This is a genomic window from Candidatus Saccharibacteria bacterium oral taxon 488, assembly GCA_010202845.1.
GTDB lineage: Bacteria > Patescibacteriota > Saccharimonadia > Saccharimonadales > Saccharimonadaceae > Nanosynbacter.
On record CP047921.1, the window covers coordinates 188,428 to 214,310 of the forward strand.

General features: G+C 50.9%; 28 protein-coding genes. 20 read left to right on the forward strand and 8 right to left on the reverse strand.

The genetic code is table 11. The features are described from left to right. Positions 1–113 precede the first annotated feature (113 nt). The 3 genes from rplU (at position 114) to GWK78_00945 (ending at position 2,146) form a co-directional block, all read left to right on the forward strand. Positions 114–419, forward strand: coding sequence for a 50S ribosomal protein L21 (rplU, locus tag GWK78_00935; protein ID QHU93599.1), 306 nt, complete (start codon positions 114–116; stop codon positions 417–419). Positions 420–506: 87 nt separating this feature from the next. Continuing rightward, on the forward strand, positions 507–1,271 hold the full coding sequence (locus GWK78_00940; protein ID QHU93600.1) for an AAA family ATPase: 765 nt from the start codon (positions 507–509) through the stop codon (positions 1,269–1,271). Then, positions 1,268–2,146 (forward strand): ParB/RepB/Spo0J family partition protein, encoded by an 879-nt coding sequence (locus GWK78_00945; protein ID QHU93601.1) that lies wholly within the window; start codon positions 1,268–1,270, stop codon positions 2,144–2,146. Before GWK78_00940 ends, GWK78_00945 begins: the two co-directional genes overlap by 4 nt. Positions 2,147–2,149: 3 nt before the next feature. On the opposite strand, the gene lepB is transcribed toward GWK78_00945, so the two are convergent. Beyond that, positions 2,150–2,755, reverse strand: a complete 606-nt coding sequence (gene lepB, locus GWK78_00950) for a signal peptidase I (protein ID QHU93602.1) — start codon at positions 2,753–2,755, stop codon at positions 2,150–2,152. A gap of 75 nt (positions 2,756–2,830) precedes the next feature. On the opposite strand from lepB, the gene GWK78_00955 reads away from it, so the two are divergent. The 3 genes from GWK78_00955 to GWK78_00965 are packed head-to-tail and all read left to right on the forward strand — an operon-like array spanning position 2,831 to position 6,478. After that, positions 2,831–4,504 (forward strand): hypothetical protein, encoded by a 1,674-nt coding sequence (locus tag GWK78_00955; GenBank protein QHU93603.1) that lies wholly within the window; start codon positions 2,831–2,833, stop codon positions 4,502–4,504. A gap of 20 nt (positions 4,505–4,524) precedes the next feature. Beyond that, complete coding sequence (locus tag GWK78_00960) at positions 4,525–5,298, forward strand: hypothetical protein (GenBank protein ID QHU93604.1); 774 nt, start codon at positions 4,525–4,527, stop codon at positions 5,296–5,298. Positions 5,299–5,320: 22 nt separating this feature from the next. Then, the gene (locus GWK78_00965; GenBank protein QHU93605.1) at positions 5,321–6,478 is read left to right on the forward strand and encodes a PDZ domain-containing protein; all 1,158 of its coding nucleotides are present in this window, start codon (positions 5,321–5,323) and stop codon (positions 6,476–6,478) included. Here GWK78_00965 and prmC read toward each other — a convergent pair. Beyond that, positions 6,452–7,276 carry a peptide chain release factor N(5)-glutamine methyltransferase gene (gene prmC, locus GWK78_00970; GenBank protein QHU93606.1) on the reverse strand — a complete coding sequence of 275 codons (825 nt, stop codon included), beginning with the start codon at positions 7,274–7,276 and terminating at the stop codon, positions 6,452–6,454. The genes GWK78_00965 and prmC overlap by 27 nt on opposite strands. Positions 7,277–7,431: 155 nt before the next feature. Here prmC and GWK78_00975 point away from each other — a divergent pair, with 155 nt between their 5' ends. Then, a complete protein-coding gene (locus GWK78_00975) occupies positions 7,432–7,848 on the forward strand; it encodes a hypothetical protein (GenBank protein QHU93607.1) in 417 nt (138 codons plus the stop codon). A gap of 24 nt (positions 7,849–7,872) precedes the next feature. Here the strand turns inward: GWK78_00975 and prfA are convergent, their stop codons facing one another. After that, positions 7,873–8,940 (reverse strand): peptide chain release factor 1, encoded by a 1,068-nt coding sequence (gene prfA / locus GWK78_00980; protein QHU93608.1) that lies wholly within the window; start codon positions 8,938–8,940, stop codon positions 7,873–7,875. Between the two features lie 154 nt (positions 8,941–9,094). Here prfA and GWK78_00985 point away from each other — a divergent pair, with 154 nt between their 5' ends. Further along, positions 9,095–9,865, forward strand: a complete 771-nt coding sequence (locus GWK78_00985) for a hypothetical protein (protein QHU93609.1) — start codon at positions 9,095–9,097, stop codon at positions 9,863–9,865. 85 nt (positions 9,866–9,950) lie between these two features. Here GWK78_00985 and GWK78_00990 read toward each other — a convergent pair whose 3' ends face one another. Next, on the reverse strand, positions 9,951–10,337 hold the full coding sequence (locus GWK78_00990; GenBank protein QHU93610.1) for a type B 50S ribosomal protein L31: 387 nt from the start codon (positions 10,335–10,337) through the stop codon (positions 9,951–9,953). A gap of 241 nt (positions 10,338–10,578) precedes the next feature. On the opposite strand from GWK78_00990, the gene rpsB reads away from it, so the two are divergent. Next, the gene (gene rpsB, locus GWK78_00995; protein ID QHU93611.1) at positions 10,579–11,289 is read left to right on the forward strand and encodes a 30S ribosomal protein S2; all 711 of its coding nucleotides are present in this window, start codon (positions 10,579–10,581) and stop codon (positions 11,287–11,289) included. A gap of 1 nt (position 11,290) precedes the next feature. After that, complete coding sequence (gene tsf / locus GWK78_01000; protein QHU93612.1) at positions 11,291–11,887, forward strand: translation elongation factor Ts; 597 nt, start codon at positions 11,291–11,293, stop codon at positions 11,885–11,887. 51 nt (positions 11,888–11,938) lie between these two features. Here tsf and recF read toward each other — a convergent pair whose 3' ends face one another. Then, positions 11,939–12,994: a DNA replication and repair protein RecF gene (gene recF, locus GWK78_01005; GenBank protein QHU93613.1), complete on the reverse strand. Its 1,056-nt coding sequence runs from the start codon at positions 12,992–12,994 to the stop codon at positions 11,939–11,941. A 14-nt stretch (positions 12,995–13,008) separates the two neighbouring features. Next, positions 13,009–13,665 carry a hypothetical protein gene (locus tag GWK78_01010; protein QHU93614.1) on the reverse strand — a complete coding sequence of 219 codons (657 nt, stop codon included), beginning with the start codon at positions 13,663–13,665 and terminating at the stop codon, positions 13,009–13,011. A gap of 121 nt (positions 13,666–13,786) precedes the next feature. Here GWK78_01010 and GWK78_01015 point away from each other — a divergent pair, with 121 nt between their 5' ends. From GWK78_01015 to greA, 7 genes are all read left to right on the forward strand, one after another. Further along, positions 13,787–14,341 (forward strand): ribosome recycling factor, encoded by a 555-nt coding sequence (locus GWK78_01015; protein QHU93615.1) that lies wholly within the window; start codon positions 13,787–13,789, stop codon positions 14,339–14,341. Further along, entirely contained in the window at positions 14,341–15,819 is a 1,479-nt protein-coding gene (locus GWK78_01020) for a hypothetical protein (GenBank protein ID QHU93616.1), read from the forward strand. The genes GWK78_01015 and GWK78_01020 overlap by 1 nt, the downstream gene beginning before the upstream one ends. Next, positions 15,816–16,505, forward strand: coding sequence for a di-trans,poly-cis-decaprenylcistransferase (gene uppS / locus GWK78_01025; protein ID QHU93617.1), 690 nt, complete (start codon positions 15,816–15,818; stop codon positions 16,503–16,505). Before GWK78_01020 ends, uppS begins: the two co-directional genes overlap by 4 nt. A gap of 2 nt (positions 16,506–16,507) precedes the next feature. Continuing rightward, on the forward strand, positions 16,508–17,674 hold the full coding sequence (locus GWK78_01030) for a PDZ domain-containing protein (GenBank protein ID QHU93618.1): 1,167 nt from the start codon (positions 16,508–16,510) through the stop codon (positions 17,672–17,674). A gap of 3 nt (positions 17,675–17,677) precedes the next feature. Beyond that, positions 17,678–18,511 (forward strand): CPBP family intramembrane metalloprotease, encoded by an 834-nt coding sequence (locus GWK78_01035; GenBank protein QHU93619.1) that lies wholly within the window; start codon positions 17,678–17,680, stop codon positions 18,509–18,511. A 1-nt stretch (position 18,512) separates the two neighbouring features. After that, positions 18,513–19,763, forward strand: coding sequence for a prolyl-tRNA synthetase (locus tag GWK78_01040; protein QHU93620.1), 1,251 nt, complete (start codon positions 18,513–18,515; stop codon positions 19,761–19,763). Between the two features lie 174 nt (positions 19,764–19,937). Next, complete coding sequence (gene greA, locus GWK78_01045) at positions 19,938–20,393, forward strand: transcription elongation factor GreA (protein ID QHU93621.1); 456 nt, start codon at positions 19,938–19,940, stop codon at positions 20,391–20,393. Positions 20,394–20,426: 33 nt separating this feature from the next. On the opposite strand, the gene GWK78_01050 is transcribed toward greA, so the two are convergent. Further along, on the reverse strand, positions 20,427–20,837 hold the full coding sequence (locus GWK78_01050) for a hypothetical protein (GenBank protein QHU93622.1): 411 nt from the start codon (positions 20,835–20,837) through the stop codon (positions 20,427–20,429). A gap of 221 nt (positions 20,838–21,058) precedes the next feature. On the opposite strand from GWK78_01050, the gene GWK78_01055 reads away from it, so the two are divergent. Both GWK78_01055 and GWK78_01060 read left to right on the forward strand, forming a co-directional pair. Beyond that, positions 21,059–22,798 carry a DUF2207 domain-containing protein gene (locus GWK78_01055; protein QHU93623.1) on the forward strand — a complete coding sequence of 580 codons (1,740 nt, stop codon included), beginning with the start codon at positions 21,059–21,061 and terminating at the stop codon, positions 22,796–22,798. A gap of 2 nt (positions 22,799–22,800) precedes the next feature. Beyond that, positions 22,801–23,757 carry a DUF21 domain-containing protein gene (locus GWK78_01060; protein QHU93624.1) on the forward strand — a complete coding sequence of 319 codons (957 nt, stop codon included), beginning with the start codon at positions 22,801–22,803 and terminating at the stop codon, positions 23,755–23,757. Between the two features lie 404 nt (positions 23,758–24,161). Here GWK78_01060 and GWK78_01065 read toward each other — a convergent pair whose 3' ends face one another. Beyond that, positions 24,162–24,440: a hypothetical protein gene (locus tag GWK78_01065; protein QHU93625.1), complete on the reverse strand. Its 279-nt coding sequence runs from the start codon at positions 24,438–24,440 to the stop codon at positions 24,162–24,164. Between the two features lie 143 nt (positions 24,441–24,583). On the opposite strand from GWK78_01065, the gene GWK78_01070 reads away from it, so the two are divergent. Next, a complete protein-coding gene (locus tag GWK78_01070; GenBank protein ID QHU93626.1) occupies positions 24,584–25,873 on the forward strand; it encodes an FtsX-like permease family protein in 1,290 nt (429 codons plus the stop codon). Positions 25,874–25,883: the final 10 nt, after the last annotated feature.

Consider the following 25,883-nt stretch of genomic DNA (forward strand, 5'->3'; position numbering starts at 1 on the left):
CGGTTAATATAGAGTATACCATATGGTGCAGCACGGATGTGATAATGTGATTGATTTATCACCATATCTCTGGTACAATGGAACAGATTGGAAACTAATTTTTAAGGAACGAAATGAAAGCAGTCGTAAAAATCTCTGGCAAGCAATACGTTGTCAGTGAAAAAGAGTCCCTCTTGGTGGATCTCCTCCCTGAAGGCACAAAAGAACTCACTCTCGACGCACTTTTAGTGATTGATGGTGATAAAACAAAAGTTGGCACGCCGACCGTAAAAGGCGCGGTGGTGAAAGCGAAAGTCGTTGAGGCGGAAGTCAAAGGCGACAAAATCCGCGTCATTCGCTACAAAGCTAAAAAACGCGTTCACAAAGAAACTGGCTATCGCCAGAAATATACCAAGATTGAGATTACCTCGATCAAATAACCGATGAATTAGCATGCCGCCCCGCGATGAGGGCGGTATTTTTATGGTCGAAACTATGGTACAATGAGGTAAGCAGAAGGGGTATCGATGACGAAGATTATTGCGGTGACAAATCAAAAGGGTGGCGTCGGCAAGACGACGACTTCAATTAATGTGGCGTATTTTTTGGCAAAAGCCGGCAAGCGGACGCTAATCGTTGACTTTGATCCGCAGGGAAATGCTACCAGCGGCCTTGGCATTGATAAGCAAGAATTGGGCATAACGATGACCGAGGTGGTGACTGGCCAGACGGCCTTGAATAATATAATTATTCAAACTGACATCAAGGATCTATCGATCGCACCGGCCACGCCACACCTAGCAAATACCGAGGTTGAACTGGCCCAAGCTGAGGGGCGGTTTGTGCGGCTGCGCCAGGCGCTGGCGAGCCTCGCTGGGTATGATTATGTGATCATTGATAGTCCGCCGAGTCTGAGTCTGCTGACCGTGAATGGGCTGATCGCAGCACAGTATGTCTTGCTGCCAGTGCAGGCAGAGTTTTATGCGCTCGAGGGGCTGGGGCAGCTGATGGAGACGATGAAGTTGGTCCGCAAGGGGCTCAATCCGCATCTGCGCTTGCTCGGCGTGGTGACCACCATGGTTGATTCGCGGACAACTCTGTCGAGTCAGGTGTACGATGAAATTAAAAAGCATTTTGCTGATACGATTTTCAAGACGACGATTCCGCGTAACATTCGCCTTGCCGAGGCGCCAAGCCATGGCGTACCAGTTGGCGTGTATGATCGTTTCTCAAAGGGCTCGCGAGCCTACCACGCACTGACCAAAGAAATTATCGAGAGGATTGAAGGATGAAAAAGGGACTTGGGCGGGGATTTGATTCGCTGATACCGACAAATTTGTTTGACGAGGCTTTTGACCCGACGGCTGGTCAAGATGCGACAATGTCGCAATTACGCCAGATACCAATTACCGATATTACGCCAGATCCAGATCAGCCGCGGCGGTTCTTTGATGAGGAGGCGCTGCGTGAACTGGCCGATTCGATTCGTCGTCACGGCGTGGTACAGCCGATCGTCGTGACGCCACGTGGGGCACAATTCATGATCGTGGCTGGCGAGCGGCGCTGGCGAGCGGCGCAGCTGGCTGGATTAGTAGAGATGCCGAGCATCATTCGCAGTTTGAGCGATCAGCATCGGTTAGAGGTGTCACTGATCGAGAATCTGCAGCGACGCGACCTCAATCCGCTAGAGACGGCGACGGCGTATATGAAACTGCGCGACCAGTTTAATATGACCTTGGAGCAAATCGGCCAGCACGTTGGTGGTAAATCGGTCAGCGCCATTAGTAATACGCTGCGCCTCCTGAAATTACCGAGCGTGGTGCGGACGGCGTTGTTTGAAAATAAGATTTCTGAAGGGCAGGCGCGAACATTGGTGGGGCTGCCAGATGACGTGGCGGAGGATTTATTGCAGCAAACGATTGATCAGGGCTGGAGCGTGCGTAAGCTCGAGCAGATGATTGCTGCCTGGAAGCGGGCACAGCAGCCGTTGGGCCCCGCGTCAACTCCAAAGCCAGCCCGCTCGCCGCACGCCTCGTCGGTAGCGCGCCTGTCGAAAAAACTTCGTGCTGACATCACGGTTCGCACCAGTAAGCGCGGTGCCGGTCAGATTATCATCCCTTTCAAAGACCAAGCGGATTTTGAGCGGATCCGCGACTTGATTGGCTGATTACTAAAATCCTCTGATCTGTGTGAAGGGGAAAATACGGGCGATGACCGGCCCGACGATGTCGTACAGCGGAATATTACCCATGCAGTTACGCGAGTCACACGAAAAATTACCCTCGCGATTATCGCCCATCACGAAAACCGTCCCCTCGGACACCTTGGTGTCGACATCACCGGAGGTGGGTGACTTTGGTTCGTTTTTGTTGACGGTTGTATCGGGGTTAAAGCCGTTCGGATGTTCGCTGTTATAAACGGTGACAACGCCGTTTTTGACGGTGACGCGCTCACCCGCGAAAGCAATTACCCGTTTGACGATATATTCATCGTGACCTAGGGTCGGATTGTAATTAGGATTCTTAAAGACAATAATTTGGCCGCGCTGGGGGATGTACTGTTTATTTTGCAGCTGTTTGATCGTGACTGATAGTCGGTCGACGATCAGGCGGTCATTGGTGTGCATGGTGTTTTCCATACTCGGCCCCTGCACGCCAAAACTACGAAAGACAAAGGTATTGATCAAGATTGTCCCGATGATCACTCCGACCACAAAAATAATCAGCCCCAGACTGTCCCTCAGGCGCGGGTGTCGATCGAGAAAATGAGCATCCATCCGCCTTATTATACATGGTTTGGCGGCGAAAACCAAAAGCTTGATCAATAGAGAAGTGTGCTATAATAAGGAGCAGTGAAAATTTCAAATAGGAATTCGGTCGATGGATTTGTACCGCGAAGGGTTCAGCGGTCTCGTTTGGGTGGTGTATCGCCAGAGCAGGTAGCCGCTCATCCTCGTCGGGCGGAGCAGTCTACCCCGCAGACACTTGGGCAGCAGCCGGTCCAATTACCGCGCCAGTCACTGTCACAAGCTGATCGGGTGCGCCTTGCGACTTCGTCAACTGCTGATATTGACGAAGATATCAGCGATTCGCTCAAAGATCTTGACCTCCAAAAGCCCGAAACACCTCGCGAAAAGCGCAAGAAATCGCATAAAAAACGTCGCAAGCTAAAGATTATTATCCTGGTGATCGTGGCGCTGATAATTCTGGTGGGTGGATTTTTGCTGTACAAGGCGTGGGTCAATGCGGGGCGAGTGTTTGGTAGCGGGAATCTGATTGACTTGTTTCAGAATCAACCGCTGAAAGTGGATGCACACGGGCGAAGTAACATGCTGATTCTCGGTACGACGGATGACGACCCGGAGCACCCGGGCGCGACATTGACTGACTCGATGATGGTGCTCAGTATTGATCAGAAGAAACACGACGCCTATATGTTCAGTATTCCGCGCGACCTATACGTGCAGTTTGGGCGGGTTTGTAATTCTGGTAGCGCAGGCAAGATCAATGAGTATTTTGACTGTATTGCCAAGGGTAATGATGAGCAAGCCGAGAGAAAGCGGATGGAGGCCAGTCGCGAGTTTGTTGGCAAGATCTTTGGTATGGACCTCCAGTATGTGGCGCATGTGAATGCTCAGGTGATCAAGGATGCGGTCAACGCGGTCGGTGGTGTGACCGTGAATGTACAGAGCGATGATCCGCGCGGTGTGTTTGATCCGAGCGTCGACTGGATGTGTCGGGAAAAGGGTCTGTCGGCAGAGCAGCGGAAACGACGCTGTCCGACGGGGCACTACATTCATTTCAAGAATGGGCCAAATGAGATGGACGGTGACAAGGCGCTGTATTTCTCGCGAGCGCGTGGTGCGCTGGGCGGTTCGTATGGGCTGGATAAGTCGAACTTTGACCGCGAGAAAAACCAACAGTTGGTGCTGATGGCGCTCAAGAATAAAGCAGCCTCGACAGGTACGCTGACTGATCTTGGCAAGGTGACGGCGCTGATGGACGCCATGGGTAAGAACTTACGCACTAACGTTGACGCCAAGGAAGTTCGTACGGTGATGGATGTTGCCTCCAAGATTAAAGATTCTGATATTCATCGTCTCAGCTTTATTGAAAAAGATAATGTCTTGCTCGGTACGAGTAGCGTTGGTGGCGCCAGTGTGGTTGTGCCAACGGCTGGCCAGTTCGACTACTCGCAAATCCGATCATTTATCAAGGTGGAAATATACGGTGATGCACTTGCCAAGGAAAAGGCGCGCGTCCTGGTGCTCAATGGCAGTGGCGTGGTCGGAGCCGCCAAATCCGAAGCTGATCGCCTAAAGGCGGCATCGCTCAACGTGGTGAGCGTCGGCAATTCACCACAGAAAATTACCGAAAAGTATAAGGTTTATCAGCTGGAGTCAGGCAAGTCTAAGCAGGCTTCTGCCAACAAGATTAAAGAACTGTATGGTGTAACATTAACCGAAGGCAAACCGCCATTTAACCTGCCAGCCGAAGCTGACTTCGTGGTGATAATCGGGCCGTAATTTGGTATAATAGGGTGGCAATGGAGTTTCTGAAAAAAACAGCCAGGCGACGGTCGCTTCTCAGTAATATCGCTTATTACGCGCTCAATCTAGGGATGGTGGCAGTCTTGTTCTGGATGTCGCAGGAAATTCATTATCCGTTGGCGGCGATTGTGTTGGTACTCTTAAGCAAGTGGCGGACATTGTCGGTACGCCCTAAGTTTTGGCTAACGAATATTCAAGGAAGTCTGGTTGACGTGGTGGTTGGTCTCGGTGTGGTGGCGCTGATGTACGCGCCGCAGGCGACGCTGGAGCTACGAATCGCACTGGCGATATTTTATGCAGCGTGGCTTGTCGCTATCAAGCCGCTGTCAAAGCGCTGGCAGATGACATTGCAGGCGGGCCTCGCGGTGTTTATCGGTACAGCAGCGCTGTTTGCAGTGTCACATGAATGGCCGGCCGCGGTGGTCGTGTTGAGTGCGCTAATTATTGGGTATGGTACGGCTCGGCATTTTCTATCGACGTTTCGTGAGGAGCAGATTACTGTACTCAGTCTAGCCTGGGGGCTGGTGTTTGCGGAGATTGGCTGGCTGGCGCATTACTGGACGTTTGGCTATGCGCTGCTTGGGGTAAACGCGCTGCAACTACCGCAGGCGACGATTATCTTTATACTGCTGTCATTCGTAGCTGAGCGTGTCTATACCTCTTGGCATAAGCATAAAACGATCGTTATTGCTGAAGTTGCTGGCCCAGCTATCTTGGCGTCGGCACTCATCCTGACTATCTTATTATTCTTTAACTCGGTGACACTATAAATTATAAAATTGGAGTAAACCTATGGAGCAAGAAGCGAATCTAACCAACCAGCCAAAACCGAACCGCCGCAAGAAGATTGCGCTGATAAGTATATGTATCATTGCGGGCATATGGCTGGCGTTTGGTTCAGCGGCATTTGGGTCGTGGTTAACACTTCAGTTGACGAAGCAATCTCCGCAGCCAGTGGCTGATGGCAACCGGGTTATATCGCGAGACGAAGCCGATGTTAGCGAGGTGGTACAGCGTGTTTCTAAAAGCGTAGTCTCAATTGTTACAACCAAAAACGGTCGGTCCTTTTCGTATAGCGACGTGCGGCAGGGTGCTGGTACGGGCATTATCATTAGTAAGGACGGCTATATTTTGACAAATAAACATGTTGTCAAGGACGCTGATCGTGTTGAAATTGTGAGCAGTGACGGCACGCAATATACCGATGTCAAGTTTGTCGGAGCCGACCCACTCAACGACGTGGCATTTCTCAAGATTAACGGCGTTAATGATCTGCCAGCGGCCACCCTGGGTGACTCAGGTACCGTTCGTGTCGGTCAGAAAGTGATTGCAATCGGCAATTCATTGGGTCGTTACCAAAATACTGTGACGATGGGTATTATCTCGGGCAAGGGTCGGCCGGTTCAGGCGTCCACTAGCGAGCGAAGCGGCGAAGCCGAGAGCTTGACTGATTTGCTCCAGACCGATGCCGCGATCAACCCGGGCAATTCTGGTGGGCCACTCCTCAACATGTCGGGCCAGGTTATCGGCATCAACACGGCGATTGTCTCGGATGCACAAAGCGTAGGTTTTGCGATTCCGATCGGTGCTGCCAAGGGGCTAGTCCGCAGCGTATTGGCATCTGGTAAAATTCAGAAGTCGTATATCGGCGTGCGGTATATCGCTATCACACCTGAGGTGCGTGCCGAGTATAAACTATCCGCCAAAAGCGGTGCCTATGTCGGTGGTTCACGCGACAAATCGGCGGTCGTTGCTGGCGGGCCGGCAGATAAAGCAGGCATCAAGGACGGCGACGTCATTACCAAGGTAAACGACAAGCTGATCGGCGAGCAGGGCGGCCTCGGTAGTCTCATCTCTGAGTTCCTGCCGGGCGAGACAGTAGAACTGACTATCCTGCGCGACGGCAAGGAACAGAAAGTCAAGCTAACGCTTGGTGCTTACAAAGCGTAGGACGATGATAAAGCCGCGCGTCTCTACCTCGTGAAAGCCGTGGTGCCTTGCTTGATGGAGAATTGCCTGGTGCTGTCGCGGGTCGGCCTCTAGAAAGAGCAGACCGCCCGCTGTTATGTGGCGCGGCGCTTGCTCAATCAGTGTCTCGATTAACCTCAGCCCATTATCCGCTGCGAATAACGCCTCGGCGGGTTCGTGGCGCAGTTCTGGTGAAACATCCCAGTCCCGATCAACATACGGCAGATTAGCAAAGATATAATCTACCGGCTCAATCTGCCCGGAAAGGAGCGATTGTTGCTGTAGCGTCACCCGCGCCTGCAAATTGCTCGCGTTTTTCTCGGCAATTTTTATGGCTCGTGGACTAATGTCCGATAAAATAACCCGCAGGGATGGCCGCTCTAGCGCCGCTGTAATACCGAGGCAGCCCGAACCAGTACCAACATCAATCAGCGTCTTTGGCGCGATTTCACCGGCTGTCAGCGCCAAGAACAGGGTAATCATCTCCTCCGACTCCGGCCGCGGCACCAGGACAGCTGGCGAAACAATAAATTTCCGTCCGTAAAATTCCTTACAGCCCAAAATATATGCCATCGGTACTCGATCAAGCCGCAGGCTCAGCCTGGCATCGGCGATATCAACCCGTCGCGGATCAATCTCCTCATCCAGGTGCGCATGAAGGTACGTCCGGTTTTTCCGGAGGGTGTTAGCCAGTATCAGCTCGGCGTCCAACCGCGCCGATGTGATACCGATAGCTTTTAACTGTTTAGCGGCGTTCTTTAGCCAGGTTGCTATATTCATGTTGTTAATTATACTACATAGCTAGGAATGAGTAAAGTGGTTGCGGTTGCAAAATAGCTAGAAAGTTGTAAAAAGTATTGACAAATCAAGAGAGAGAGAGAGTAATATACGATTCGTGCAACAAATTATATTTTTAAATGAAAGGATGTGAACACGTGGCACATTATAATCCTGACTACTATAATGGCTATAACAGCAGTCTCTATCTTACTGACGACCCAAATGATTTTGAGCTTCAACAGGATCTTTTTCTTGAAGAGGGAGAGAAGTACCTTGAAGGAGTGGATACAGGCTTTACTGAACTCCCCATCTCAGCCCCTCCTGGCTTTGATGGCCCTGAGTTGGATGCGAGGCGTAGGGCACGCCTAGTGAGAGAATCAGATAGTGAAGATCATGCTGCTGCTGGTCTTCCTGAGCTACCTTATTACGCTTCTCAGCAGGTACGGGAAGAGATTATTGCGCAATTGAAAGATATCTACAAGAGAGAATATGCCGAGGGAATAATGTACCCTAAGCGGGAACGGCAGATACTCGCAAGAATTGCCCTATTACGCAATGCAGACGACAACTAATAATTAATAAGTAAGCGGGTCACGCTAGGTAGTGTTCTTCGCCTTCAACTCCCGCTCATACCGCTGCAATTGCTCAATCAAATCGTCAATATCCCCGTTCATCGCCGCGGGGATATTGCTGCGGCTGTAGTGGATGCGGTGGTCGGTGATGCGGTCTTGCGGGAAGTTGTAGGTGCGGATTTTTTCGGAGCGGTCGCCAGTGCCGACTAATGAGCGCCGTTCAGCGCTTAACTTGGCGTTTTCCTCATCAATTTTCATCTGCAGCAAGCGCGAACGCAGCACGCTCATGGCTTTTTCGCGGTTCTTGATCTGCGACTTCTCGTCTTGGTTAGTGACGATGATGCCAGTCGGCAGGTGAGTGATGCGCACTGCTGAGTCGGTGGTGTTGACACTCTGACCGCCGTGACCAGAGCTGCGGTAAATATCGACGCGCAGGTCGTTCGGGTTGATTTCGATGTCAGTCTCCTCGGCTTCTGGTAGTACCGCCACGGTGACCGTCGAAGTGTGGACGCGGCCTTGACTTTCGGTAACTGGGACGCGTTGGACGCGGTGGACGCCGCCTTCAAATTTCAATTTGGCATATGGCGCGTCGCCCTTGACCATGAAAATGACTTCTTTGTACCCGCCGGAATCGTTAGCGGACTCGTTGATAAGCTCGGTTTTATAGCCATTAGTCTCGCACCAGCGTAGATACATGCGGTACAGTTCCGCAGCAAATAGTGATGCTTCGTCGCCGCCAGCACCAGCGCGGATTTCTATGATGATATTCTTCTCATCATTCGGGTCTTTAGGCGTCAGTAGGATAAATAGCCCCTCCTCCAGCTCTGCCAGGCGGGCTTCGGTTTCAGTGATTTCAGCTTTCGCTAATTCCGCTAATTCGCCGCCGTCATTCGCTAATTCTTTGGTATCGCGTAGATTTTGCTCTAACGTTGCTCGCTCTTCGCCCTTGGCAATAAGCGTCTCCAGTTCTGAGAACCGCTTATTTTTACTTGTGAAATCCGGCGAGCCATACGCGTCGGGACGCGCCAAAAAATCACCCAGCGCTGCCCGCTCCGCCTTCAACGCCTCGAGGTCAAGAGAGATTTTTGTCATATGGATTATTATAGCATATTGGTGGGGGCGGCGGGCTTACTAGTAAAATACCGATAGTATGATAAAATACTTGACAAATAAAGAAAAATAGAGTAATATGTAGACCATTGGTACATCACGTATTGCAGTAGCAAAGATAAGGAAAATAAAAAGTATGGGCAAATTATTACAAGCAACACGACGTATGGTCAACGAAACCTTCGGGACAAATTTTGGGCGGATTCGTGATGTCAAGAAGGCCTGGGAGATGGCACAAGAAGAAAATGCTGAACATACACGCCGGCAGACAGAAAGGAAGTTAGCGAGTTTAGCCCTTGACGAGCCGCGCATAGCAGAACTGAAAGATGGCTCAGGCCTCCCAGAGACAAAGGTGGGGTCCCCTGAGTTTGTTGCTAAGATGGTTACAAGTGCCAGTGAGTATATATTAAAGAAGAAAGGCGATGCCTCGACAGAGAAGTGGCTACCAGCGATGTATGACCTTTCATCTCTAGCTGAGGAGATGATAGTGAAGCAGGTTTCGCGTTACGGTGATTTTATCGCTAAGGGGCTCAACGGTGGATCGATTATTGGTATGGTTGAGGAGCGTAGCGTTGGAGGTACGGATCATGACGCTCGGCGTGTTCGCACGTCAACTGCTTATGACTCCACGACGGGCTTGATAAAGGAGGTTGAACTCACAAATCACCTACGAAGAGAGAAGGATGGTCGTGGGTATACTGGTGATTATGAGGTGACAAAAACTGACGGTGCTATACGATGGATTTCGCCTGATGGTATCGTCGAATATGTTGCTATTGATGAAAATGGCGTGCGGCAACCAGGTACGTTGTATCGGAGGGACGTGGGAGAGCTGGCGTATCTACGGAGGCTTGAGCATATGATGGAGCACTTTAATAACGGACTCAAAGAAGCTAGCAAGAGCTAGCATAGACCGACGTAACGCAGCCTAATGTAATAGCTCCGTTTTGGCGGAGCTATTACGTGATACCAAAAGTATTGATAAGTTAGGGCTATTTCTTAACCTTCTTAGTTTTTACTTTAGGTGCAGCCGCTTTCTTCTTCGTGTCGTCTGTGTCATCGTCTGCTGCCTTGGCGGCTTTTTTGGCGGCAGCCTTCTTGGCTTTATTTGCTAGAGCTGCCTTGCGAGCCTGGGCGGCTGCTTGGCGTGCCTTGAACCGGTCAACACGACCTTCGGTGTCGATGATCTTTTCTTCGCCGGTGAAGAATGGGTGCGAGGCGCTGGAGATGTGCACCTTGACGAGCGGATAAGTTTTGCCATCTTCCCAAACGATGGTGTCCGTAGTTTGCGCTGTTGACTGAGTCAGGAACGCGAAGCCCGCTTGATCGTCGCTAAATACGACCGGGCGATAGTTCTGTGGGTGAATACTGCTTTTCATAACCTTGGTATTTTAGCAAAAAATGAGGAGCAATGCAAACTTAAAACAAGTGACGGGGCGCTAGTGTCTACGAGAGGGCCAGATAGGCATAAATGCAACAAGGACTCGTTACGACGTAGTTGCGTCTGATGTTTACTAGTGGTATAATTAGCAGGTAACTAAACATAACGACACAGCCCGTCGCAGCTCCAATAAGCGGCGGGCGAGGAAAAGGAGTAACCTAATGTCTGTAACAGTAGACATGAAAGCTTTGTTTGAAGCTGGTGTTCATTTTGGACACAAAACCAGTCGCTGGCACCCAAAGATGGCGCCATACATCCATTCAAAACGCCAAGATAGTCATATTATTGACTTGGCAAAGACGGCTGAGGCGCTGGAGAAGGCGCTGCCGGAACTGACGAAAATCGCCGCTAGCGGTAAAAAGATATTGTTTGTCGGTACGAAAAAGCAAGCCAAGGACGTGGTGCGCCAAGCGGCCGAGAGTGTCAATCAGCCGTATGTAGTTGAACGCTGGATTGGCGGTATGCTAACTAACGGCGCAACGATTGCCCAGCAAATTAAAAAGCTGAAAAACCTCGAGAAGCGCATGGCGTCGGGCGACCTGGAAAAGCGCTACAACAAGCTGGAAGTGCAGCGTTTTCAGGAGGAAATTGACAACCTGAATTTCAAGTACGGCGGTATTAAGAACTTGATGGGCAAGCCGGGCGCCGTGGTCGTGGTTGACGCGCTGACTGATGCGAACGCAGTGTGCGAGGCAGAGGCTCTGGGCGTGCCGGTGTTTGCCGTGGTTGATACTAATGTCAATCCAACGGGTATTGATTACGTCATCCCAGGCAACGACGATGCGATCAAGAGTATCCAGCAGCTACTTGACTACTTCACGGCAGCTGTAGCTGAGGGTGCGGGTAGCGTGAAAGCTGAAGAAAAACCAGTGAAAAAAGAGGGGAAATAGGATGGGAGTTTCAGTTGATGATATTAAGAAGCTGCGTGAATTGACTGGCGTGGGCTTGACTGACGCAAAGAAGGCGCTGGTCGAGACTGATGGCGATTTTGACAAGGCGCTGGAGGCGATGCGTAAAAAAGGCTTGACCAAGGCTGAGAAAAAGGGTGACCGCGAAGCGCGTGAAGGCCTGATCGAGGGTTATGTACACTCGGGCCGAATTGGCGTGGTGGTTGAAGTGAACTGTGAGACCGACTTCGTGGCGCGGCTGGATGATTTCAAGACATTGGCGCACGAAATTGCTATGCAAATTGCAGCCATGAGTCCGAAGTATGTTTCTGAGGCGGATATTCCGACTGAGGAAATGGAGCGGGTTAGGACAGAGCTAATGGCCAGCGAGGCATTGGCAAGCAAGCCTGAAGAAATGCGTGAAAAAATCGTTGAAGGTCAATTGAAAAAGCACTTTGTCGAACAGGTATTGATGAGCCAGGCATACATCTTGGACGATTCTAAGACAGTTGAGCAGCATATTAAGGAAGCGATCGCTAAACTCGGCGAGAACATCGTGGTGCGTCAGTTTAGGCGAATTGAGCTGGGTGTGAGCGAGTAACATCGTTACGCTTTGGCTCAGCATGATAAATCCCGCCAAAATGGCGGGATTTTAGCGTGTTGAGATTATTAGGCAATCATCCCTCTGGTGGCGGGCGTCGGTGGTGGTGACCACGAATTGATGATGTTGGATGGTCTCTTGGAGCAGCTTTTCGCGAGTGGCATCCAGTTCAGAAAACACGTCATCCAGGAGGATGAGCGGCCGTGATTGGCTAGCTTTTGTTTGCAGTTCCAGCTCGAGTAGCTTGAAGGCCAGCATAATGGTGCGCATTTCGCCGCGCGAGGCGACTTTGATGGCTGACTGACCGTGGAGGAAAATAGTAAAATCTTCGCGGTGCGGGCCGGTCGAGGTGTGGCCTGTAGCGACTTCGTAATCGCGGGCACGTTGGAGGCAGTCGAGGAGCGCTTGTTCATATTGATCAAGTGAAGCACTGGCTTGATAAGCAGCTGCAAAAGCTGTCTTGCGTCCCGCCAGTGCTGCATATAAACTACTCAGCGCCGCCTCGTGCTTGGCCAAGAATTCAGCGCGAGCCTGGGCGATGTGGGTCGCTAGCTGAACGAACTTAATATCCCAGGCAAAGAGATGATCACGCCAGTTTTGGGTCGTCTCGCGGGGGTGCTTGAGCAGTTCATTGCGCTGGAGCAAGGTTCGATGAAAGGCGCGGAGGGTGGCTTCGTATTGAGCATCCAGCCGAGATAACATACCGTCCAGAAAATCCCGCCGCCGTGATGGCGATGAGGAAATGAGTCGTAGCTCGCTCGGTTCAAACAGAACGACCGGCAGGCGATGTTTGCGGGGGAGGAGCTTGCTGCGGCTATCGTTAATCGTAAATTCTTTATTTATCGTGCCGTCGGTTGTGCGGAGCAGCTGGAGGCGTCGAGAGGCATTGTCGGTTTCGAGGTGGATGATGGTTTGCGTTTGGTCGTGCTGCATGCAATCAGCAAGGCTGCCGCGAAAGCTACTGCCGCGGAGGGCGACGTATATCGCTTCGAGCAAGTTTGTCTTGCCCGTACCGTTTGGCCCAACGATGACGGTGCCGCCTGGCGCCAGTGTCGTCTCATAGAGGCCGTAGGAGCGAAAATGATATAGTTTGATTTGTGTTATCACTGATGATAATTATATCACGCGGCTTCTTCTGGCGAGGTTAGTTCCGCATAAGGATCGGCTACCCGTCGGAGATTTTTTTGGTCTTCTGGATCGATGAGCTCTGGATGAGAGAGAATACTATGTTTGATATGGGTTTCATGCAGCGAAAGTGGACGTTGCATGTTTCTATATTCGGGCGGTAGGTCTTGCTCGCGACCACTAGTAATATCGTTTTTGATGACACATTCCCACGTGTCGGGCGCGCTTTCGATGAGCTTGACATGGTGAGTGCCAGTGACGCCCAAGTAATCAATAGGCATTGGCGGAAATTCAATGGCTACTCGTGGTGTTTCGGGGTGCTCCTCCATATACCAGGCTTCTGCACGGCGGATGGTGAATTCCTGTCCCCCGTATTCAACTTTTACGGTCTTGAAGCCATTGGGGTGTTCCTTGTCGGCATCAAGAGTGTCATTATTTTCAGCGGCGATCGCGGTAGCCTCACCGAAGAACTCACGACTTTCGTCTTGGTCGCCTGGTGTTTTCATGTCGCCAGTAGGCTCGTTGATACCATCCGGTAGATTACCGTAAAGCTCTGTATCATAGCCACTGTTACGTGCTGCAATTTTCTCAGGATTAAGCGGGGACGCTTCCGTCTCTCCAGTTTGCTTTAGTCGTTCAATATCGTAGGCCATCTTCTAAGTTTCTGCTTAGTTATACGTTAACGTTTTGATTTTAGCATGAATATTTGGATAAGTCAAGCAGACAACCTTGCCACTAGTCTGTTATAATGGATGACAGATAACGGGAGGAAATATGTTTGACACACAACCATATGAGGATAAAATGGCGCAGGCGTTTAGTCATTTTCAGGACGAGCTAAAAAAGGTGCGGACGGGCCGGGCGCATGCCGGAATGCTGGACGGCGTGATGGTAGAGGCGTACGGGACGCGGATGCCGCTGAACCAGGTGGCAAATGTGACGGCGCCGGAGGCGCAGATGCTGCTGGTGACGCCATTTGATCCGAGTAATATTATGGCGATTTCGGCAGCGATTCGCGATAATCAGAGTTTGGGCTTTAATCCGTCCGATGACGGGCGAGTGGTGCGCGTGCCGGTGCCGGCATTGACCGAGGAGCGCCGCAAGCAATTAGTCAAGCAAGTGAGCGAAAAGGTCGAAGAAGCGCGGATCGCTATGCGAACAATTCGCCAGGATGCTCTGAAGGATGCCAAGCGGATGAAGGATGCCAAGGAGCTTGGCGAGGATGATTATAAGCGAGTCGAGAAGGAGATTGATGCGCTGATGAGTAAGGTGCAGGCACAAATTGACGAAGCGTTTAAGGCAAAAGAAAAGGATGTGTTGACGGTTTGATGAATCAGACGTTTGCCAAGCGCATAAAAGAGTTAGGGCTGCCGCTGGATCAGATCATTATCATTGGTAGCGGTATTTTGGATCAATTAGGAATCCGCCAGTCTATTGATATTGATGTGGCAGCTCGTAGCGAGGTGCTGGAAAAGCTTGCTCATGATGATGGCTGGATTGAAAAAGTCGATAAACATCAACGCCAGTATTTGGTGAAGTGTGATGGATCAGTGGAAGTTTGGGATGGCTGGGAGATTGACGGGCGAGTCGTTGAGTACGACGAGCTACTGGACTACGCGGTGGAATATGACGGTGTGAAGTTTGTCAATCTAGATTTTCTGCGCCGCTGGAAAAACTGGCGCGGGCGCGAAAAAGATATACAGGATGTGAGGTTGATTGATGAATATCTAAAGAACATCGATGTGGCAGCTGTTCTCGAACAATGCGCCCCAGAGATTAATGAGTATATCGCGAACGTTTTTGAAGAATTTCAAGCAGATTTGGCGAACGTTTCTTTTACTGATTTATCGCGGTGGGCGCTTGAAGAGTCAAAAGTATATGCACTTGGTCCAGGTAAGCGGCTGCGCGGCGCGCTTGCCATGCTGATGTGCGGGGAGCTGTCTATTGATAAAGAAGCAGCGGGCTACTTAGCAGCAGCAATTGAGTTGATGCATAGCTATCTGCTTATCATTGATGATGTGATGGATAAGTCGCCAATTCGTCGGGGTCATCCAACAGCGCATGAGGCGTACAAGGCTACGTTTTCTGATCTGCGACCAACGCAGTTTGAGTCGGACTTTGCTGCTGTTAATGTCGGCACCTTGACACAGCATGTAGCGAACTGGGCGATTATGAAAGCGGAGCGTGTGGCCGACGTACCTGCGGGCACTGTCGCCAAGATCATGCACCGATATATTGCTATTACTAACTTGGGGCAATTGGATGACCTGGCTGCTTCGGTTGATCGGCCAAGCTCGACCGAGCAGGCGCTTGAGATATATCGCAAAAAGAGCGGCTATTATAGTTTTATCAATCCTATCGCGTGTGCTCTGGCGCTTGCGAATCGGCTCGATGATGAGGCATTGGCTCAACTTGAGGCGTTTGGTTTACCGGCTGGAGTGGCTTTTCAGCTGCGTGATGACTGGCTGGGTGTATTTGGAGATAGCAAGGAATTCGGCAAGGCAAATCTTGACGACATTCGTGAAGGTAAGAACACGTTTTTGGTTCAAGCGACTTTGGCTAATGTCAAAGAGGAGGACAGAGCGAGACTTTTGGCTATATTAGGGAACAAGGAGGTTACAGAGGGGTCGCTACAGCTAGTGCAACAGATGATGATTAGCTCTGGAGCAGTAGAGGCATCTGATGCTATTATGAGAGATGCTGCTCAAACAGCAATAGGTGCAATTGATAGAGCTACTTGCTTTAGCCGGCACTTTGCAGGGGTAATGAAAAGGATAATACAATACACTATGGAGCGTAGAAAATGAAGAGCGACACACCGACTCATATAGGATTTATCGTTGATGGCAATCGTCGCTGGGCAAGACAGCATGGGCTGCCGGCCTATGAGGGACATTTGGCGGGATACAATAGTCTGAAGGATGTGCTACTAGAGACGTTGCGCCGTGGCGTCAAGTATGCCAGCGCGTATGTGTTCAGTACAGAAAATTGGAAGCGCTCCGAGGAGGAGGTCGGGCATTTGATGGGTCTGCTACTCAAGGTGCTGGAGTCGGACGTGCCAATATTTTTGGAGCATAATGTGCGGATGCGGGTGATTGGTTCACGCGAGGGGCTGTCAGAGACCTTACGAAAAGCGATTGAGCGAGCCGAGGAGCGAACGCGGAATTTGACGGGTGGCGAGCTGCTTTTGTGCCTCAATTACGGCGGACATTTGGAAATTGCCGACGCGGTTAAAAAAATTGTTCAGTCGGGCGTGGCGGCCGAAGCCGTGACGCCAGAACTGATCGCTCAGAACTTATATGCGCCAGAAGTACCGCCGTGTGACCTTATTGTGCGAACAAGCGGCGAACAGCGATTGAGTAATTTCATGCTGTGGCGGGCGGCATATAGCGAGCTAATGTTCATCGAGAAAAACTGGCCAGACATGACAACAAAAGATGTGGAGTTCATTCTGGACGAGTACAAAAAACGTAATCGGCGCTTTGGAGGGTAATAATGGTGTTCATTGGAATTTTGGTTGGGCTGATCATACTGGTTTTATTGGTAGTGGTGCATGAATTGGGTCACGCGATCGTGGCGCGGCGTAATGGTGTGGTGGTTGAGGAATTCGGTATCGGCTTCCCACCGGCTGCAAAAAAATGGCGGCCTAAAAAGAGCTTTCTCGGCAAGAATGTGGTGTTTAGTCTAAACTGGCTGCCGCTCGGCGGGTTCGTCAAGCTGAAGGGTGAATACGATTCGGCCGAGGGCGCGGGGACGTATGGCGGCGCTACCTTTTGGGTAAAGACCAAGATTTTGCTAGCTGGCGTGATGATGAATTGGCTGACGGCCGTCGTGCTGTTCATGATATTGGCGCTCGTGGGGATGCCAAAAATTTTACCACAGCAAGTGGTGCTGCCGTTTGATTCACGAGTGGAACGTTCGGCGCTAACGGTGGCACGAGTGACGCCAGGTTCGCCGGCAGAGAAGGTTGGCCTCCAGCGTGGCGATGAGGTGCGAACGATCGGCGACCACGGTGTAAAAACGCCAGCGGAGCTGTCGGCAGCCACGAAGGCGCAGGCTGGCCGCGAGGTGACGATTGAGCTGGTGCGTAGTGGTCAGACGCTCACCAAGCAGGTCAAATTGCAAACTGCCGACCAAGCAAAAAATGGTGGTTACCTCGGCGTCGGCCCGCAACAGACGGAAACGATTCACAGTACCTGGTCGGCGCCAATCGCAGCAGTGGTGACCACGGGGCAGTTGACGTATGAGACAGTGGCGGGCGTTGGCTCGATCCTCATAAAAACGATCAACGGGACGATCGGGCAATTATTTGGTTCGTCAGAATCTCGCCAGGCGGCCAAGGCTGATCTGGCGGCGGTTGGTGAAAGTGTGGCCGGTCCGGTTGGCATCCTGGGTGTGCTGTTTCCGTCAGTGCTCAGCTCTGGTCTGACGCAGATTTTATTGCTGGCGGCGATCATTTCGTTGACGCTAGCGGTGATGAATGTACTGCCAATTCCGGCACTAGACGGCGGGCGGTGGTTTACGATGGCGGGCTTTAAATTATTCAAGAAGAAATTAACTAAAGAGCGCGAGGAAACGATTCAAGGCATCGGTTTTTTGGTGCTAATGGCGCTGACGGTTTTAGTGACATGGAGTGACATCACGAAGGTATTAAGGGGATAAAATATGAGAAAGCTCGCGAGAAGTGAAAAAACCCAGTCGACAAAGGGGCGGCTGAATAAAAATAATTGGTGGTTGCTCATCGCGCTGCCAGTGTGGACGTATGCGGCGTTTTGGATGGCGCAGTTAATTGTGCTTGGCCTAGTGTGGGTATTGCATCGGGTCGGCGTGCCGCTTGGTTCGGTGAATGAGGTGCTGCTGAACGCGACGGGCTCGGTCGTTGTGTATGTACTGGCGGTGACCTTGGTGGTGGGCCTGCCGTTTTATGTCCGTCGCCGCCGGACGACGCTGAAAGAAATGGGAGTGACCGATTGGCCGTCGTGGTGGGACGTGGTGATTACACCGGCGGCCTTTATTGTATACACGATTTGTTCAGCGGTGTTTTTAACAGTGGTGACTAAACTGATAGCAATTGATATTCACCAGCCACAAGCACTGCCATTCTCGCAGTCAATGCTCGGTACCCAGTGGCAATATATCGCGGCATTTATGACGATAGCGGTGTTGGCGCCAGTGGCGGAGGAGCTACTCTTTCGCGGTTATTTGTATGGTAAATTACGGCGGACGGCACCAGTTTGGATGGCGGTTTTGATCACCAGCCTGACGTTTGGGGCAGCGCATTTGTGGGGAGGCAGCGGGTCGCTGCAGTGGGCGGTCGCGGCAGACACCTTTGTGCTGAGTATTGTGATGAGCCTAGCGCGGGAGTATACCGGCGCAATTTGGGTGCCGGTTCTGATGCATATCGCGAAAAACAGCATTGCCTTTTATGCGCTATACGTTAATCCAAACCTTTTAGAGCAACTAAAGTCGGCGCTGCTGCCGCTTATCGGAGGAATGTAAGATGCGAATGAGTCAACTATTTACCAAAACGGCCAAGACCGCGCCGGCGGACGAAGTCTCGAAAAATGCCCAGCTCCTCATCCGGGCGGGATTTGTGTATAAGGTGATGGCTGGGGTCTATGCGTATACACCGCTGGGGCTGCGTGTGCTGGAAAACATCAAACAAATTGTCCGTGAGGAGATGAATGCGATTGGTGGCCAGGAGTTGATCATGACGAATTTGCAGCGCCGCGAGACCTGGGAGGCGACTGGTCGCTGGAGTGATGAAGTGGTCGATGTATGGTTTAAAACTCGCTTGCAAGACGATACTGAGCTGGGGTTGGCCTGGAGCCACGAAGAAGCGATTATGGAAATGATGCAGCAATATGTTAAAAGCTATAAGGATCTACCGGTTAGCGTGTATCAGTTTCAGACCAAGCTGCGCAATGAACTCCGATCAAAGAGCGGTATTATGCGTGGCCGTGAATTTGTCATGAAGGACATGTACAGCCTGCACGCCACACAGCAGGACATGGATCAGTATTATGAGCGGGTTATCGAGGCGTATAAGCGCTGCTATGCGCGGTTTGGCATTGGTGATAGCACATTTGTGACGTTTGCTGGCGGTGGGGCGTTTACTAAGTTTAGTCACGAGTTTCAGACAATATGTGAAGCGGGTGAGGATACACTGTACGTCAATGCTGACCAGACGGTAGCTGTCAACGAAGAAGTGCTAGATGATGCTACTAAGGAATTGGGTATCAGTAGAGATGATCTACTACCAGTTGTCAGTGCGGAGGTGGGTAATATCTTTAAATTTGGTACTGAAAAAGCTGAGCAGATGGGTATCATGTACACCGGTGAAGATGGCAAGCAGCATCCGATTTACCTTGCAAGCTACGGCATTGGTATCACGCGGGTGATGGGTGTGATTGCCGAAAAAATGTCGGATGATAAGGGGTTGGTCTGGCCGGAGAATATCGCACCGTTCAAGGTTCATGTGGTGGCGATTGGTGATAAGGGTCAGGAGCTAGCGAGTACATTATATACCGAGCTGGCGGAAAAGAACGTGGCAGTGTTGCTGGACGATCGGGCCGAGCGGCCAGGCGTCAAGTTCGCCGATGCGGAGTTGATGGGTCTGCCGTGGCGGATTACGATTGGTGAGCGAGCGATTGATGGCGATGGACTATTTGAGCTGACCGAGCGGGCGACTGGCGAGACGAAGAAGTTGGATTATCAGCAGCTGCTTAGGTTTTGTTTGGAGCGCGGGTGATCACATTGTCTGATATGTGCGACGGAGGCCAGATTGCACCAGGGGCTCCGTCATGTATTGACATGGTTTGGGGTGATTGCTATACTCGTAGAGACTTAAATAACCATATGGATAAGCGCTATATATAGCACTTTTTGTTTTTGTAGACGCTATATATGGAGTGAGGAGAGTAACATGAATAAGGTATATCAGATTACCGAGAGTGGCCAGCGTGAACTAGAACGAGAGCTGGAGGAGCTAAAGAGTCAGCGCGGTGAGATCGCTGATAAAATCGCGGCGGCGCGGGATTTTGGCGACTTGAGTGAGAATGCAGAGTACGATGCGGCGCGTGAGGCTCAAGGACTGCTAGAAACGCGCATCACTGAGATCGAAACAATTTTGCAGAATGCGAGCATCATCCGGGCTGGCAGCGGTTCAACAGTGGCACTGGGTAGTACGGTAGAACTGGAGGCGAATGGTAAGGCAGTGGTTTATACCGTCGTTGGGCCGGTCGAGGCGGATCCGCTAGAAGGGAAGGTCTCGAATGAGTCGCCGATTGGTCAGGCGCTGATGGGCAAGGCGGTTGGTGATACGGTAACGATCAGTACGCCAAAAGGCGAGTTGGCGTATACGGTCGTGGCGCTGCGGTAGGATCTTGAGGTGGTATTTGCGACAGTTTGTTACTTAAAATACGTTGCGAAAGATGCAATATAGTATGCGCGACAGTGTATGTTGCTTTCTAAATATGTGCTGCCTCGTCGTTTTTTCTAATTTATTCTGCACAGCTTGACGTGCTTGCTGTCGTACTTCTTCCAGCGTCAGTCGCTGAGACCCACTTCCAGATAACTGGTTGAGAATGATGTCATCTTCTACTGGCAGGTTCTGTTGATTAAACTGCTCCATGATCGTTTTTGCCGGTGCAGCATCAGTTTTTGGATGGTAAAAGTTGTGTATCGCGAGAGTTACTCGGCCGAGACACCTTTGCATTTCTTTAGAAAGCTCACCGGGTTCAAGCTCCAATTCCTTGAGCGCATCCTCGAGAGCGTATGCTTCCTCTGGATATTTTTCACGGAGTAAATCAGCTACATTAACCACGCTCATCAGTGTATGGAGTGGATAGGCTGGGGGTTCCGTCCCGCTCCTTAGTTCTTCTATCCACGAATGAGCATTATGGCAGAGCTCCTTTGCTTGATTACCGTAGGTATACTATCTTTGAACATTGCCCCCTAATTATTCAATAGTTATCTAATTTTTGCAATACCTTGAGTTGCAAATATCACTAAGGCAAAGTGCTGTTGAGTGATATAATATAGCATATGAGACGATTTTTCTTTGGGATAGTCGCGGTGATTGTGCTGTTGGTTGGGTTCGGGTCAACGGCACAGGCGGCAAATAATTTTACGATTAGTAAGTATACTGTCGACATGGAACTGGGGCGCGATAGTGAACAGCGTTCGACACTGCGTACTAAATTGACCATTACTGCAGATTTTCCGCCGCGGCAGAATCATGGCATTGCACCGGTGTTCGTCAAGCAGTATGATAAGCATCCGACTCACTTTACGCTGGAGTCAGTGACGGATGAGCGAGGTGCGCCGCTGGAGTATAGGTGGCATAATGATGAGCTGAGAATTGGCAATAAAGACACCTACGTCAAGGGCAAAAAGACCTATGTCATTACCTATACGCAGCGGGACGTGACGAAATCATATCACGATACGGGTAAACAGGAGTTTTATTGGGATGCGATCGGCACTGCTTGGCAGGTGCCAATTCAGTCAGCATCGGTGACGCTCAAGCTGAGTCCCGAGCTGGTGGCTGCTAAACGAACGAACCTCCAGTGTTATCAGGGTCGGTTTGGTAGTAATCAGCGCTGTGAGGTGCGTGAACAGGGTGATACGTTGACGGCAACAGCCCGCGCACTGCCAAATCAGGCGGGCGTGACGATCGCGGTCGGATTTGCACCGGGGACATTTGCGGCGTATCAGATGTCATTCATGGAACAGCTGATTGATTGGTGGGCGAAATTACAATTGGTGTTGCTGGCGGTGGCGCTGATATTGGTGGGGGTGATCATCGTGGCTTATTATCGGTCGATTGGTCGCCGTAAAGAACTGGAGCCAATTCCGCCAGAGTATTTGCCACCGCGAGGTACGAGCGTGACGACGTCGGCCAAGCTGGTGCAGCCGTTTCATATGGTCAAGGGGTCGGTGATGGCGGCACAAATGATAGACCTGGCGGTGCGCCACTACATTCAGGTTATTGAGGTGAAGCCGCGTACGACATGGCGAACAGCCGAGTACGAAGTGAAAGTGATACAAGCTCCGGGCAAACTCCTGGCCGAGGAGCAAGAAATGCTGAGGAATATATTTGGCTCCTTGCCGAGAGTTGGTAAGCGGTTAAATCTAAAAACGCTGCGTAACAATGCGCCATACGCAGCGCGAGTACGCTACAGCGCAAAGCAAATGAAAGGGCGGCTCATTGACGACTATGGTTTGCAAGCGCGCGAGCCGCAGCATACCCGACGATTTCGACGGTACGCGATAATTATCAGTATTTTTGCGGTGCTGTTGTTGTCGCCGGTGCTCTTGGTGTTGGCGGGGATGGTGTTTTATCTGTCGTTTGGTAAGGTGCTGACCGACAAGGGTCTGGCGCTCAGGCGGTATCTGGCGGGCCTGAAAAGGTATATTGGCGTGGCTGAGGTCGAGCGTTTGCAGATGCTGCAGAGTCCAGAGGGCGCGGAAAAAGTAAAGGTTGACGCGGCTGATGAGAAACAGCTGGTGAAATTGTACGAGCGGGTACTGCCGTACGCGGTGTTGTTTGGACAGGAAAAAGAGTGGAGTGCGCAGCTGGGCAAGTACTATGAGCAGGTCGGCGAGCAACCGGATTGGTACAGTGGCCAAGGTGCGTTTAATGCGGCAGTATTTTCGGCAGGAATGAGTAGTTTGTCGAGTACGGCCGTAAGCGTCAGCTCCTTTGAATCCTCGACGGGTGGCTCAACTGGCGGCGGCTTCGCTGGTGGCGGCGGAGGTGGCGGCGGAGGCGGCGGCTGGTAACCGTGTCTGATGTTTTATTATTGGCGATGGCGGCGGTGCTGCTGGTGCTGTCGGGGTCGTTTTCAGGTCTTAATATTGGGTTGATGATGGCACGGCCGGATGATTTGCGGCGTAAGGCCCGGCAGGGCGACGCAATCGCTGCACGAGTCTACCGCTACCGCAAAGACGGCTATTACCTGATTTTTTGTATCTTGCTGGGTAATGTTGGCGTCAATACGGCAATGTCAATTCTACTGGGCAATATGACGAACGGCGTGATTGGCGGGTTGATTGCCACGTTGCTGATTACGATGTTTGGCGAGATTTTACCGCAGGCGATTTTTACTCAGCGCGGCTATCGTTTTGTGCGGCATTTCTTTTGGCTACTGGATGTGATTTATGTGCTATTTTGGCCGCTGGCCCGGCCGATGTCTAAGCTGCTCAATCGCTGGGTAGGCAAGGAAGCACCGCAGCTGTACTCACACCAAGAGCTAGAGCAGATTATTCACGAACATGCTGAGCGGTCGGATAGCCCGGTTGACTATGACGAAAGTCGGATCGCGGCGGGAGCGCTGCAATTTAGTAAAAAGACGGCTGGTGATTTGGTAACGCCGATGGATGAGGTATTTACCGTGGATCTGGATGATGAACTGGACGCCACGCTACTAGCGCAGATTAAACACGCTGGACATTCGCGGATCCCGGTGCGTGATGATGAGCGGCTGGTGGGGATTTTATATATCAAGGATGTGGCGGGGCGCGAGCTGCCGCTGCCAGTCAGTCAACTGTATCGAGACAAGATTCATGATATCGACGCGCGGTCGCGGCTGGACACAGTGCTCAGCCGATTTATCCAAACCCGCAATCATTTGTTTGTGGTGATGGATGATGAAACGGAGCTGGGGATTATCACGCTGGAGGACGTGATCGAAGAGATTTTAGACCAGGAGATTGAGGACGAGTACGACGAAGTACGATAAGCTGATTTTAATTGTTTTTGCTGCCTATGCTTGACAAACGAGGGGAGTGGAATTGCAATGATTTTTGACTACCGAAACCGCGGTAGTATGTGGATTGAGAATACATCCGCATAAGATCGACTACTCAAGGAGAGTGGTTACTATGTCCAACTCTTCCGGAAGCGAGTACGGCGGCACGCTGTACGATCGTGGAGCTAGGACTGGCTCTGAGCCTGCTGGGGCTAGCGGAATCTTCGCTCGTCGTGACGGCGGTCGTGAGCACAGTACCCAGTACTACTCTGACGGATACCGTCTCTCGCGAGACACTGGACAGGGCGGCGACAGGGACGTCCACTGGACTAACCAGAGAGTGGCAAAGGGTTCGCCCTCGCGCCACAACCCGCCTCCCCACTCGACTCTTGAATTTATGAGTCTGGATCTGGAATTAGAGATGTTATTCTTTGATATAATTTTTCTATATCGCTAAAGGATGTGTGGTTATTAGTGTGTGCAAGCTGATCAAATAGTGTCGCTAAAAAATCCCAATCAATTACGGAGTGTTTTTCAGTGAGGCGAGCCATGGCAAAACAAAGTACGTCTAACGATTCTGCGACATCTGTTTTGTTTGGTGCGAATCTGTAGATATCAATAATCTCACGAGCAATGATTGCCTGGTGTATCTGATGGTTCTGAGTACTATCCATGATATTAGTGTAGCATACCGTATCTTCTATTAAATGATAAGAATACATATTTCTAAATAATTTATTTTCTCAAAACTACTTGAATTTTTATAGTACCTTGTATAACATAGTACTATGTATAATGAAAATGCAAGGAGTATAGTATGAGGAGAATCGACATCATTAAGCGGGCGGGGCGGAATCTTCGCCAGTCAAAGGGTCGGACAATTTTGACATCGCTGGCGATTTCGGTCGGGGCGTTTACGATTGGCTTGGCGCTGATGGCTGGCGAGGGTGGCCGTTTGTATACCAATAGCATAGTCGATGCGGCTGGTGACAAGAAAGTGATTATGGTTGGTAAAAAAGTTGAATCCGAAAAGAAGGATCAATTACCAGAATATGGCAATTCGGCAGAAGAAGCTGACAAAAATAAAGCATCGGCGGCGCGCAGCAAATATGTGCTCAACGACAAGGACTTGGAAAAAATCCGACAAACGCCGCATGTAAAAACGGTAACACCAGCATATTCAACTGATGGCGTGGCCTATGCCAAGAGCTCGGCGAATGGTAAGAAATTTGCGCTGACTGTGGCTGTTAAAATGGACAGTACTCGGGCAGAATTGGCGGCAGGGTCACTGGAAGGTTTCATGCCAAAGCCGGGTGAGATTATCATCCCGGAGGCTTATGTCAAGCAACTGGGCTTCAAGGACGCGCAGTCGGCAATTGGTCAGACGATAACCTTGGGTGTGCGTAGCGCAGCGCGGGGCGGCAATGTCGCCAAAGAGGTGTCGTTCAAGATTGCGGCGGTGGACAAAAAATCAGACACCATTTTGTTTTATGAACCAATGCTGAGAATTTCGACGGCTGATGCTAAAGCTATTTACGAATTCAGCCATAATAAGAGTCAGCCACATCAGTATTCAACGGCGATTGCTTTGGTGGATGACGAGAAAAATGTTGATGCTGCTAAAGATGTGATTGGCAAAGACTATAACGCGTACTCAATTCAGGATATTCGGAAGGCGCTACTAACGATGGTTAATGTAGCGCAGGTGGCACTGGCAGGATTCGGCGGCTTGGCGCTGCTCGCCAGTGTATTCGGGATTATTAACACTATGTACATTTCGGTACTGGAGCGAACTAGCCAAATTGGCTTGATGAAGGCGTTGGGGATGCGCGGCCGCGATATTGGTAAATTATTCCGCTACGAGGCGGCATGGGTTGGTTTGCTGGGTGGTTTGATTGGCGTCGGACTGGCAAGTTTGGTGACGCTGCTGAATCCAGTAATTACCAGTGCCTTAAAATTAGGCGTTGGCACGAATCTTCTAGTAATTAATCCGCTGCAAATCGGACTGTTGGTAATCGGACTGGTGGTGATGGCAATAATTTCTGGCTGGTTGCCAAGCCGCAAAGCAACAAAATTAGACCCAATTGAGGCGTTAAGGACGGAATAGGAGAGAAATC